At 55.3% G+C, this 11,301-nt stretch carries 12 protein-coding genes and 1 pseudogene; 5 read left to right on the top strand and 8 right to left on the bottom strand.

All coding sequences use genetic code 11. The features are described 5' to 3' along the window. On the top strand, window positions 1-200 hold a 200-nt coding region (locus tag GKAS_RS20265; RefSeq protein WP_035896881.1), incomplete at its 5' end, for a hypothetical protein. Window positions 201-299: 99 nt separating this feature from the next. Here the strand turns inward: GKAS_RS20265 and ubiA are convergent. The 5 genes from ubiA to malK form a co-directional block, all read right to left on the bottom strand. Then, window positions 300-1,172 (bottom strand): 4-hydroxybenzoate octaprenyltransferase, encoded by an 873-nt coding sequence (gene ubiA, locus GKAS_RS20260; RefSeq protein WP_035896879.1) that lies wholly within the window; start codon window positions 1,170-1,172, stop codon window positions 300-302. A gap of 14 nt (window positions 1,173-1,186) precedes the next feature. Next, on the bottom strand, window positions 1,187-1,684 hold the full coding sequence (gene ubiC, locus GKAS_RS20255; RefSeq protein ID WP_035896877.1) for a chorismate lyase: 498 nt from the start codon (window positions 1,682-1,684) through the stop codon (window positions 1,187-1,189). Window positions 1,685-1,882: 198 nt separating this feature from the next. Then, on the bottom strand, window positions 1,883-2,827 hold the full coding sequence (malM, locus tag GKAS_RS20250; protein ID WP_035896875.1) for a maltose operon protein MalM: 945 nt from the start codon (window positions 2,825-2,827) through the stop codon (window positions 1,883-1,885). 115 nt (window positions 2,828-2,942) lie between these two features. Further along, window positions 2,943-4,292, bottom strand: coding sequence for a maltoporin (locus GKAS_RS20245; protein WP_035896872.1), 1,350 nt, complete (start codon window positions 4,290-4,292; stop codon window positions 2,943-2,945). Between the two features lie 101 nt (window positions 4,293-4,393). Beyond that, window positions 4,394-5,503 (bottom strand): maltose/maltodextrin ABC transporter ATP-binding protein MalK, encoded by a 1,110-nt coding sequence (gene malK / locus GKAS_RS20240; RefSeq protein ID WP_035896870.1) that lies wholly within the window; start codon window positions 5,501-5,503, stop codon window positions 4,394-4,396. Window positions 5,504-5,874: 371 nt separating this feature from the next. Between malK and malE the strand changes: the two genes are divergently transcribed. Further along, a complete protein-coding gene (malE, locus tag GKAS_RS20235) occupies window positions 5,875-7,065 on the top strand; it encodes a maltose/maltodextrin ABC transporter substrate-binding protein MalE (protein ID WP_035896867.1) in 1,191 nt (396 codons plus the stop codon). A 15-nt stretch (window positions 7,066-7,080) separates the two neighbouring features. On the opposite strand, the pseudogene GKAS_RS25620 reads toward malE, so the two are convergent. Continuing rightward, a pseudogene (locus tag GKAS_RS25620) lies at window positions 7,081-7,155 on the bottom strand (hypothetical protein); the annotation flags it as partial. A gap of 42 nt (window positions 7,156-7,197) precedes the next feature. Here GKAS_RS25620 and malF point away from each other — a divergent pair. Both malF and malG read left to right on the top strand, forming a co-directional pair. Continuing rightward, window positions 7,198-8,742 (top strand): maltose ABC transporter permease MalF, encoded by a 1,545-nt coding sequence (gene malF / locus GKAS_RS20230; protein ID WP_035896865.1) that lies wholly within the window; start codon window positions 7,198-7,200, stop codon window positions 8,740-8,742. Window positions 8,743-8,755: 13 nt separating this feature from the next. Further along, entirely contained in the window at window positions 8,756-9,646 is an 891-nt protein-coding gene (malG, locus tag GKAS_RS20225) for a maltose ABC transporter permease MalG (protein WP_035896863.1), read from the top strand. A 114-nt stretch (window positions 9,647-9,760) separates the two neighbouring features. Here malG and psiE read toward each other — a convergent pair whose 3' ends face one another. Continuing rightward, complete coding sequence (psiE, locus tag GKAS_RS20220) at window positions 9,761-10,171, bottom strand: phosphate-starvation-inducible protein PsiE (RefSeq protein WP_035896861.1); 411 nt, start codon at window positions 10,169-10,171, stop codon at window positions 9,761-9,763. Between the two features lie 241 nt (window positions 10,172-10,412). Here psiE and GKAS_RS20215 point away from each other — a divergent pair, with 241 nt between their 5' ends. Next, window positions 10,413-10,868 carry an acyltransferase gene (locus GKAS_RS20215; RefSeq protein ID WP_035896860.1) on the top strand — a complete coding sequence of 152 codons (456 nt, stop codon included), beginning with the start codon at window positions 10,413-10,415 and terminating at the stop codon, window positions 10,866-10,868. 97 nt (window positions 10,869-10,965) lie between these two features. Here GKAS_RS20215 and GKAS_RS20210 read toward each other — a convergent pair. Then, a partial coding sequence (locus GKAS_RS20210; RefSeq protein WP_035896856.1) for a YjbH domain-containing protein occupies window positions 10,966-11,301 on the bottom strand: 336 nt, incomplete at its 5' end.

Here is an 11,301-nt window from a genome sequence, read left to right as displayed (position 1 = left end):
GTATCAACTCGCCGGAGTTCTTCGATAAGGCGGTGTTCTCTTCCCTGGTGTTAACCCTGCGCGATGAAGGCTATATCAGCGACAGCGGCGATGCCGAGCCGGAAGAGACGATGAAGGTATACCAGATGATGGCTAGCCTGATTACCTCGGACGTGCGCTTGACGATTGAGAGCGTCACGCAGGAAGAGGCGGCGCAGTAAAAAAACAAAAATCCCCGGCTGAAACCGGGGATTTTTTTATGTATTGATATTGTAGCCCGGACGAGGCGGCACGCCGCCGTCCAGCAATGAATGCGCGCATCAAAACTGCCAGTAGCTCATCGCCAGCCCAATAAACAGCACCAGCCCCACGTAGTTATTGTTCATAAACGCCTGGAAGCACGGCCCGCGTTCGCGATGGCGAATCAACTTTTGCTGGTAAACAAACAGCGCACCGGCAATCAGAATTGACCAGTAAAATTCCCAGTGCAGGCCGTTGAGCCAGCCGATAATCGCCATCAGCCCCAGCACGCAAGCTTGCAGGATACCGATAATCAGGCGGTCATTATCGCCGAACAGAATCGCCGTCGATTTAATACCGATTTTCACATCGTCGTCGCGGTCAACCATCGCATATTGCGTATCGTAAGCCACCGCCCACAGAATATTGGCCAACAGCATCAGCCAGCAGCTCAACGGCAGCGTTTCGCTGACGGCGGCAAAGGCCATAGGGATAGACCAGCCGAACGCCGCACCAAGCACCACCTGCGGCAGATGGGTGTAGCGCTTCATGAACGGATAAATCCAGGCAAGCGCCAGCGCGGCAATCGATAGCAGGATGGTCATGGTGTTGAGGGTCAGCACCAGCACGAAGGAGAGCAGCACCAGTACGATAAACAGCGTCCGCGCTTCTTTCTCCGTCACCGCGCCGCTTGGCAGCGGCCTGTTGGCGGTGCGCTTTACGTGGCCGTCGAATTTACGATCCGCATAATCATTGACTACACAGCCTGCGGCACGCATCAACCAGACGCCAGCGACAAATACCGCCAGGATCCACAGCGGCGGTACGCCAGGGGAAGCGACCCACAGCGCCCACAGCGTCGGCCACAGCAGCAATAGCGCGCCAATCGGTTTGTCCGTTCGCATGAGCCGATGGTAAGCGAGCAGCTTATTCGACCTAAGACTCCACTCCATTTTTCTTCTTCCTCTTAGTACAGCGGCGATGCGGGCAAAAAAAGCTCCGTCAGCAGCAGCGGTTTGCCGCTCAGACGCAGGCGGGAACGTCGCCCCCACAGCGCATCATGACACCCTATTTCAATAAAATCCCGGGTCAACGTCGATGACGTAAACAGATAGCGCCCGAGTGGCGTTTGCCCCAACTGCTGTAGCGCCAGTTCCGGGCCGCAAAGCGTCGACTCCGGCACCACGGTACGCCCAGCAAGCCAGGGTTCGTCGCCCACGCACAATAATATTTCTCTCAGCCAATAGCGAGGTTCGTCCGGCAGCAAATGCTGCTCGCCTTCTAGCTCATCACGGGTGACAAAGGCTTCGTTCAGCAGCGTGACGCTAACGGGCTTCCCGAACTGCTCAAACCGTTTGGTCATCGAATCTTCCAGCATCAGCCAGTCGCGCTGTGCCGATTCAAGCGGGGGGATAACGTCAAAATAGCGCAGCGCGCGAAGCTGCGTCAGTGCAGAGTGCGACATGCCTGTCTCTCCAATACATAACTTCTGGCTATTGTATCGCAGAACACAGCGGGAGGGGGTGCAGGAATGGTCAAATACGATCATTAGCGCAACAGCAGTGCAACAGTTTGTTGTCGCGCAATGACGTGTAGAAAAAAGGTGTGCCCATAAGGGCACACCGAAAGGCTTCGCCTAAACATCGGCGCTGCGGGGTAAAACTTACCCCTTGCCTTTTACAGCGCCGATAAAGGTGGAACGAGCAGATTTCGAGCCCAGACGTTCGGCTTCATTCATCAGCTTCAGGGCTTTGTCGATATCCCCTTTGGCCACCGCCTGTTTAATACCGTTGTTGAAGTAGGTTTCCGTATCATCCAGCATCGGCTCTGCTTTCGCGGCTGGAGCGGCAGCTGGTGCAACGACTGGAGCAGCGGCAGGCGCACTATAGGCTGGCGCAGCAGTGTTACCCACGGTGACCGGAGCCGGGCCGGAGGAGCCAAACAGTGGGCCGACCAGGACGCTAGAGCTGCTGTTGGTTTTGACTTTCAGCTTCACGAGACCGTCGGTGGTGTGTTTAGCCACCGGGTCTGGAATATCTGGTACCGCGTTACCTGCCCCTTTGGCATAGGCTTTCGCGGGGTCCAGCAGCGTGGTGGTCTGCTGGAGATCTTTTTCAGTGGTAAAGACCAGGACGTACAGCTTTTGTTGGCCCAACGCAGGGGTCAGACGCATGACGCCTTCCAGACGGTCGGCGCTCATTACGCCCGGCGCCTGATAGGTAAAGTAGCTGCTAGGGAAGTAGGCTGATGGCGTCATATTCTGATCGAGGATCAGCACGTTCGGCGCAAAGACATTGGTTTGTTTGTTCACTTCGCTGGTCAGCGTCAGCGTGATTTCACCGATATTTGCCGGCACGCTGTAAGCCGCGACGTTACCGGTGATACCAGGAACGTTCAGGCTCTGACCCCCGGTAGAAAGCTGGGTGGACTGCACTTTAGATTGATCGACCGGCGTCCAGGTCAGTTGCTGGAGGGCCGAGGTTGGGATAGTTGGCGCGGCGCTGGTGTTTTGCGGCACATAGTTGACGTCCGCAAGGCTGATACCCGGAACGCTCGCCAGCAATCCAGCGGATAAGCACAGAGCAACGAGACTTTTTTTCATTTTCATTATGATGACCTCAGAAATCGTCAGTCTAGCGGTAGCCAGGCAATAGCGCGCTAAACCTTACGGAACAGAGGGGCTTTCGCCCCTCGTCAGTTTATTGCTTCAGGTTAGTGCTGAATTACCACCAGATTTCCATCTGAGCACCGAAGGTCCACTCATCGCTGTCGCCACGGCCCATGCCGCCGGTCGCCATACCAAAGTTGGAGTTGTATTTAGCGCTCGTCGCAGATGCGTTACCCGTAGTGTCGTAACCCCATTTCTCATCCCACTTCGCATAGGTTGCGAAGACGCGGATTGCCGGACGAGACCAGATGCTGTTACCCGCCTGCCACTGTTGTGCCAGAGTGATTTTGTACTGGTTGTTGGTGTCGCCAGTTTTCTGCGACTTGACGTTGTCGTAGCCAACTTCCATCAGGGTACTCATGATAGGCGTCCATTTGTACATTGGACGAACACCCACGGTCCACCACTTGGTGCCGTTGTTGCTATCCCAACTGATGTCCTGGTACATACCGACGTACATCAGGTCCCAGTCTTCGCCCAGGGAGATTGCACCGTGGTCGAGGACGCGCAGCATATGGCCGTTGTTGTTGATGGCGTAGGAGTACAGGTTGCCAGTATCATCGTTACCAATACCGATACCGGTACCCTGAGACAGGCCTTTACCCTGAGAGGTCATGGAGTCAGTTGCGTACTGAACCACAAATTTGTTGTAGCCTTTCAGCATGCTCTGGGTGTGTTCAGCAGTGAACATCCAGCCGCTCTTAGAGGCGTCAGGTTGCATGTGGTAACCGTCGGTAACGTTGGTATTACCGTAGTCAACGCCCAGTTCCAGAGTACCGCCTGGGTTAACTTCCATCTGCGCTAAACGAACGTCAAAGACGTCGTTAGCAGTTGCAGTGGTGTAGTCACGAATAGAGGTGCTACCGAACGCAGCGGAACCGCCAGATTCGCTTGAACGGGTTGCTGCCAGAGACAGTTTACCGAAGCCCAGGTCTACGTTTTCGATACCGGCACCAGGACCAGAGATATCCCAGTAGTAGAAGTCAATCATGTGAACGTCATGACGCTGGTAGAAGCGCTTACCGGCCCAGATGGTGGAGCCTGGCAGCCATTCAATCAGGTTTTTACCCTGGACGTTCGCTTCACGGAAGGCTGGGTCGGTTGCTTCCCAGTCACCTTGCTGAGCTACGGAGTAAGCCACGTTAGTATCGAAGTAGAAGCTCTTATCGCCCTCTTTCCATACTTCCTGGCCCAGTTTTAATTCGGCGTAGGTTTCACATTCGTTACCAAGACGGTATTTACTTTGAGCACCAGTTGCCTGGAAGCACTGTTGTGCACCGCCGCTACCCGTCCAGCCAATACCGGAACGTGCATAACCATGGAAATCTACGGCCATTGCCTGAACAGACATAATGCCTGCTGCTACGGCAACCGCCACGGGGAGTTTGCGCAGAGTAATCATCATTCTATCTCCTGAGATCATTGCTTTTCTTGAACATTCCACCCTTCTTGCCTTATCGCTGGCGACGTAAGAGCTTCATGCTTGTTTTGTTTTATGGGACTTCTTTAAACGCCTGGCTCTTTGTGCTGCCGACGACATGCGGTGCCATCCTCACGGAACAGATGGCAGCGCTCTGGCGGCAAGCCGATAGCGAATGTGGCTCCCTCTTCGACCAACACCACGTCGTTCTGGCGATAGACCAGGTTCTGACGGATGGCAGGGATCTGGATATGAATTTGCGTTTCGTGACCAAGCTGCTCGACAACATTGACCACCCCTTCCAGCGTCACATCGGCGATGTGGCTCGGCAGCAGGTGTTCCGGGCGAATGCCCAGCGACATGTTGGCACCAACCTGAACGTTGTTACTCTCGACCGGGAGCCAGATCTGCTGACGGTTCGGCAGCTCGACCTGCACCTGATCGATGGCGGTGGCGGTGACTTTGACCGGCAGGAAGTTCATCTTCGGCGAGCCAATAAAGCCCGCAACGAAGCGGTCTGCCGGATAGTGATACAGTTCCAGAGGCTTCCCGACCTGCGCGACGCGACCGGCGTCCAGCACCACGATTTTGTCGGCCAGCGTCATCGCTTCGACCTGATCGTGGGTGACGTAAATCATCGTGCGGCCCAGACGTTTGTGCAGACGGGAGATTTCAATACGCATCTGAACGCGCAGCGCGGCGTCCAGGTTAGACAGGGGTTCATCCAGCAGGAACACACGCGGTTCGGCCACCAGCGTACGGCCAATCGCCACACGTTGACGCTGACCGCCGGACAACGCTTTAGGTTTACGTTCCAGAAGATGGGCTAACTGCAGAACTTCGGCGACCTGGGTAACGCGCTGGTTGATAAGCTCTTTTTTGGCACCCGCCAGCTTCAGGCCAAAAGACATGTTCTCGGCAACGGACAAATGGGGATACAGCGCGTAGGACTGGAACACCATGCCCACGCCACGTTCGGCGGGCGGGATATCGTTCATGCGGGTTTCACCGATGAACAGATCGCCGCTGGTAATCGTTTCGAGACCCGCGATCATACGCAGCAACGTCGATTTGCCGCAGCCGGATGGCCCGACAAACACCACGAACTCCCCTTCCTGGATATCGAGGTTGATATCTTTTGATACCACCACGTCGCCCCAGGCTTTCGTTACATTGCGTAGCTGTACGTTCGCCATGCCCTTCTCCCTCGTTACAACTTGTCACCGACAGAAACATTCAAGATGGGCTGACTATGCCGTACACATCAATTTGGTGAATCCTCCACCCCCCCGGTTTTTTATGGGGGAGGAGACGGGAGGATGAGAAGGCGCGCTCTGCCCCCGATGACATCTCATCAAAACGAAAATCGTGATGGGGCCGACAAAAAACGGCGCTTTTTTTTGTGCGCCAAGACGCATAACGGGGATTTATGTTACGGAGATCACACTACTGGCCCCGAGGGCGTAGACCTCAGGAGGATGGAAAGGGGTTGCTAAAAAAGGAAACTCATCGACGTTAAACCACCTCTGTGTATCCATAAGTACATAATCTGGAAAGGACGGGATATATGAAAATCAAAACTGGCGCTCGCATCCTCGCGCTGTCCGCATTGACCACGATGATGTTTTCCGCCTCTGCTCTGGCAAAAATCGAAGAGGGAAAGCTGGTTATCTGGATCAACGGCGACAAAGGCTATAACGGTCTGGCCGAGGTAGGTAAGAAATTTGAGAAAGATACGGGGATTAAAGTCACCGTAGAACACCCGGATAAATTGGAAGAAAAATTCCCGCAGGTTGCAGCGACCGGCGACGGCCCGGACATCATCTTCTGGGCACATGACCGTTTTGGCGGCTACGCGCAGTCTGGCCTGCTGGCTGAAATCACTCCGGATAAAGCGTTCCAGGACAAACTCTACCCGTTCACCTGGGATGCCGTACGCTACAACGGCAAACTGATTGCTTACCCAATCGCGGTTGAAGCGCTGTCGCTGATTTACAACAAAGACCTCGTGCCAAATCCACCAAAAACCTGGGAAGAGATCCCAGCGCTGGATAAGACGCTGAAGGCGAAGGGTAAATCTGCGCTGATGTTCAACCTGCAGGAACCGTACTTCACCTGGCCGCTGATTGCTGCCGACGGCGGTTACGCGTTCAAGTTTGAAAACGGCAAATATGACGTGAAAGACGTGGGCGTGGACAACGCTGGCGCGAAAGCGGGTCTGACCTTCCTGGTTGACCTTATCAAGAACAAACACATGAACGCGGATACCGACTACTCCATCGCAGAAGCGGCCTTCAACAAGGGTGAAACGGCGATGACCATCAACGGCCCGTGGGCGTGGTCCAACATCGACAAGAGCAAGGTGAACTACGGCGTAACGCTGCTGCCAACCTTCAAAGGCAAGCCGTCTAAACCGTTCGTTGGTGTACTGAGCGCCGGTATCAATGCCGCAAGCCCGAACAAAGAGCTGGCGAAAGAATTCCTCGAAAACTACCTGCTGACCGATCAGGGTCTGGATGAAGTGAACAAGGACAAACCGCTGGGCGCCGTGGCGCTGAAATCCTTCCAGGATCAGTTAGCGAAAGACCCACGCATTGCGGCCACCATGGATAACGCCCAGAAAGGCGAAATCATGCCGAACATCCCACAGATGTCTGCATTCTGGTACGCCGTTCGTACCGCGGTCATCAACGCCGCTAGCGGTCGTCAGACCGTCGATGCCGCGCTGAAGGACGCGCAGGGTCGTATCACCAAGTAATGCCGCTGAGCCTGTGCCGGATGGCGGCATAAATGCCTTATCCGGCCTACAACACACCGTAGGCCTGATAAGCGCAGCGCCATCAGGCACATCTCCGGCCAGGAAGTTTCAACGCTGTAGAGGAAGATCCCCATGGATGTCATTAAAAAGAAACATTGGTGGCAAAGCGACACGCTGAAGTGGTCAGTGGTTGGTCTGCTGGGCTTGCTGGTGGGTTACCTTGTAGTTTTAATGTACGCACAAGGGGAGTACCTGTTCGCCATCATGACGCTGATTTTAAGTTCAGCGGGCCTGTATATTTTCGCCAACCGTAAAACCTACGCCTGGCGCTACGTTTACCCTGGCATGGCCGGGATGGGGCTGTTCGTCCTGTTCCCACTGATTTGTACCATCGCCATCGCTTTTACCAACTACAGCAGCACTAACCAGCTTACTTTTGAGCGCGCTCAACAGGTGCTGATGGACCGCTCTTACCAGGCGGGCAAAAGCTACAACTTCAGCCTATTCCCGGCGGGTGATGAGTGGCAGCTTGCCCTCACCGACGGCGAGACCGGCAAAAATTATCTTTCCGACAACTTTAAGATTGGCGGCGAGCAGAAGCTGCAGTTGAAAGAGACTGAAGCGCTGCCGAGCGGCGAACACGCACAGCTTCGCGTGATCACCCAGAACCGTCAGGCGCTGAACCAGCTAACCGCCGTGTTGCCGGATGAAAGCAAAGTCACCATGAGCTCACTGCGCCAGTTCTCTGGCACTCAGCCGCTCTACACGCTGGCCGATGACGGCCTGCTGACCAACAACCAGAGCGGCGTGAAATACCGTCCTAACAACGACGTCGGTTTCTACCAGACGGTCAACGCCGACGGTTCCTGGGGCGACGAGAAGCTGAGCCCGGGCTACACAGTGAGCATCGGCTGGGACAACTTTACCCGCGTCTTTACCGATGAAGGTATCCAGAAGCCGTTCTTCGCTATCTTCGTCTGGACGGTGGTCTTCTCGGTGCTGACCGTTATCCTCACCGTCGCCGTCGGCATGGTGCTGGCCTGCCTCGTACAGTGGGAATCGCTGAAGGGCAAAGCCATTTACCGCGTGCTGTTAATTCTGCCGTACGCCGTACCGTCGTTTATCTCGATTCTGATTTTCAAAGGGCTGTTCAACCAGAGCTTTGGTGAAATCAACATGATGCTGAGCGCGCTGTTCGGTATTAAACCGGCCTGGTTCAGCGACCCGACCACCGCTCGTTCGATGATTGTTATCGTCAACACCTGGCTTGGCTACCCGTACATGATGATCCTGTGCATGGGCCTGCTGAAAGCGATTCCGGACGACCTGTATGAAGCCTCGGCAATGGATGGCGCAGGCCCGTTCCAGAACTTCTTTAAGATTACGTTCCCGCTGCTGATTAAGCCGCTCACGCCGCTGATGATCGCCAGCTTCGCCTTTAACTTTAACAACTTCGTGCTGATTCAACTGTTGACCAACGGCGGCCCGGACAGGCTTGGCACCACCACGCCAGCGGGTTATACCGACCTGCTCGTAAGCTATACCTACCGTATCGCCTTCGAAGGCGGCGGCGGACAGGACTTCGGTCTGGCGGCAGCGATTGCGACGCTTATCTTCCTGCTGGTCGGTGCGCTTGCGATAGTGAACCTGAAAGCCACGCGCATGAAGTTTGATTAAGGGAGACTCGAACATGGCTATGGTACAACCCAAATCTCAGAAACTGCGTCTCTTTACCACGCACCTTCTGCTACTGATCTTCATTGCGGCGATAATGTTCCCGCTGCTGATGGTTATCGCGATTTCACTGCGCGAAGGTAACTTCGCCACCGGCAGCCTGATCCCAGACACTATCTCCTGGGAACACTGGAAGCTGGCGCTCGGCTTCAGCGTTGAACACGCCGATGGCCGCGTGACGCCACCACCGTTCCCGGTACTGCTGTGGCTGTGGAACTCGGTGAAAATCGCCGGCATCACCGCCATTGGCATCGTCGCGCTTTCCACCACCTGCGCCTACGCTTTCGCCCGTATGCGCTTCCCGGGCAAAGCGACGCTGCTCAAAGGGATGCTGATTTTCCAGATGTTCCCGGCGGTGCTGTCACTGGTTGCCCTGTACGCATTGTTTGACCGTCTGGGCCAGTACGTTCCGTTTATCGGTCTGAACACCCACGGCGGCGTTATCTTCGCCTACCTCGGCGGTATCGCGCTGCACGTCTGGACGATTAAAGGCTACTTCGAAACGATTGATGGTTCTCTGGAAGAAGCGGCGGCGCTGGATGGTGCTACCCCGTGGCAGGCATTCCGTCTGGTTCTGCTGCCGCTGTCGGTGCCGATTCTGGCGGTGGTGTTTATCCTGTCGTTTATCGCCGCTATCACCGAAGTTCCGGTTGCATCACTGCTGCTGCGTGATGTGAACAGCTACACCCTGGCCGTTGGGATGCAGCAATACCTCAACCCGCAAAACTACCTGTGGGGCGACTTTGCCGCCGCGGCCGTACTTTCCGCTATCCCGATTACCGTGGTCTTCCTGCTGGCACAGCGCTGGCTGGTAAACGGCCTGACGGCCGGGGGCGTGAAGGGCTAATTTTCATCAGCAATGCCACTGCTATTATCCTCAACTTGAACGTACCCTAACTTGTGACTGTTTGGCGCTCCTCTGGAGCGCCCTTTTTTTTGCCACAGGTCGCCATCGGGCTACTTACTCCCGCTTCAGCCGCTTCGAGTTGCACAGCCACAGCGTAATCACCAACAGCAAAATAGCGGCGGAGTAAATCAGCACGTCCAGCGGTGATTTATGGTCAACGATAATCAGCCGCACAATCGCCGTGATGCCGATATAGACAAAGTAACGCAGCGGGAAGTGAAAGCCCGACTGGAAGTACTTCACAATCAAGGCGATAAACTCAAAATAGAGGAAGTAGACTACCAGCCCTTCCACCAGCTCGTACTTACTGGTGCTCTCAGGGGCGAACAGCACGTCCGCCAGATGCAGCGTCTCCTTACCGAGGAAAACCACCAGGATCAGGCCAAGACTGAGCAGACCCAGGTTCAGCACGGTCTGCAAAATGGTGGAGATAAACTCAACGCGGGGACGAGATAATGACGTCATGGCTAGCTCCTCTTTCTCTGGGCCGAGCTCTTTGTATAGCGCAAAGATGTGATCTAGATCTACTTTTTTTTACCCATCCTGAAGCGCCATAACTCACTTGCTGACGCATATCCAGCGCTTAGAGAAGAACGCTGCATCCTCTTAAACTCGGGATCACTGCACACTTTCCTCTTATTTCCTACCTCTCAGCGTGGCCTGCTGGCACAATCAACGTCTGTTTATCATCAGGAGTAGACGGCACATGCTCAACATTCGCCAGGTTGCCACGCGCAACGTTATCTGTGGGGAAAATGTGGTTATCTACGAACCCGCTAACCTCTATGACTGCACGCTCGGCGATAACGTGTTTATTGGCCCGTTCGTGGAGATTCAGGGCAATACGCAGATTGGCGACAACAGCAAAATCCAGTCGCACACCTTTATCTGCGAATACGTCACCGTCGGGCGCGACTGCTTTATCGGCCACGGGGTCATGTTTGCCAACGATATGTTCCGCGAGGGTAAGCCCAACGCCGACCGCGAGATCTGGGGGCGTATTACGATTGGCAATCACGTTTCTATTGGCAGCGGCGCGACCATCCTGGCCGTGTCAATTTGCGATGGCGTGGTGATTGGCGCGGGCAGCGTGGTGACCCGCTCCATTGAGGAAAAAGGGGTGTACGCCGGGAATCCGGCGCGGTTGTTGCGGCGGCTATAACACCAATTGTAGCCCGGCCAAGCGAAGCGCCGCCGGGTTCGGCTCAGAGCCTCCCCGGAGTCGGCGTAAACGCCTCGTCCGGGCTACGAGGTGAACGTTATCTGAAGTTCTGGCTCTTATCGCCGGTCATGTTATACAGCTCGAACTTGCGTCCCAGCATCTGACCGCCGTCGCGCGTCAGCGGCGTCCAGCCAACAACCGCGCGGCTGCGGGTTGGGCCAGAGGTGAAGAGATCCATCGGGATATTCACATAGACCCCTTTGGTGAACTCCCCTTCGCCATACTCGTCCGCTGAGACGTTGGTAATGGTGGCGTATGCGCCGACCACAATGCCGCTATCGAAGTGTTTCGAGATATCCAGCGTGCCGCCTTTATCTCCCGCCAGATACTGCCCGACGCTCGCTTTCACCAGCACATCCTGAGCAAACGACGG

Origin of the sequence: Kluyvera ascorbata ATCC 33433 (genome assembly GCF_000735365.1) — a bacterium.
In the GTDB taxonomy this organism is placed as follows: domain Bacteria; phylum Pseudomonadota; class Gammaproteobacteria; order Enterobacterales; family Enterobacteriaceae; genus Kluyvera; species Kluyvera ascorbata.
The sequence above is the reverse complement of the archived record's forward strand: the minus strand, read 5'-3'. Positions and strand labels throughout refer to the sequence as shown.

Coding starts and splice junctions, on each gene's coding strand:
- ubiA (WP_035896879.1), bottom strand. CDS start 1,172: ATGGAGTGGAGTCTTAGGTCGAATAAGCTGCTCGCTTACCATCGGCTC.
- ubiC (WP_035896877.1), bottom strand. CDS start 1,684: ATGTCGCACTCTGCACTGACGCAGCTTCGCGCGCTGCGCTATTTTGAC.
- malM (WP_035896875.1), bottom strand. CDS start 2,827: ATGAAAATGAAAAAAAGTCTCGTTGCTCTGTGCTTATCCGCTGGATTG.
- GKAS_RS20245 (WP_035896872.1), bottom strand. CDS start 4,292: ATGATGATTACTCTGCGCAAACTCCCCGTGGCGGTTGCCGTAGCAGCA.
- malK (WP_035896870.1), bottom strand. CDS start 5,503: ATGGCGAACGTACAGCTACGCAATGTAACGAAAGCCTGGGGCGACGTG.
- malE (WP_035896867.1), top strand. CDS start 5,875: ATGAAAATCAAAACTGGCGCTCGCATCCTCGCGCTGTCCGCATTGACC.
- malF (WP_035896865.1), top strand. CDS start 7,198: ATGGATGTCATTAAAAAGAAACATTGGTGGCAAAGCGACACGCTGAAG.
- malG (WP_035896863.1), top strand. CDS start 8,756: ATGGCTATGGTACAACCCAAATCTCAGAAACTGCGTCTCTTTACCACG.
- psiE (WP_035896861.1), bottom strand. CDS start 10,171: ATGACGTCATTATCTCGTCCCCGCGTTGAGTTTATCTCCACCATTTTG.
- GKAS_RS20215 (WP_035896860.1), top strand. CDS start 10,413: ATGCTCAACATTCGCCAGGTTGCCACGCGCAACGTTATCTGTGGGGAA.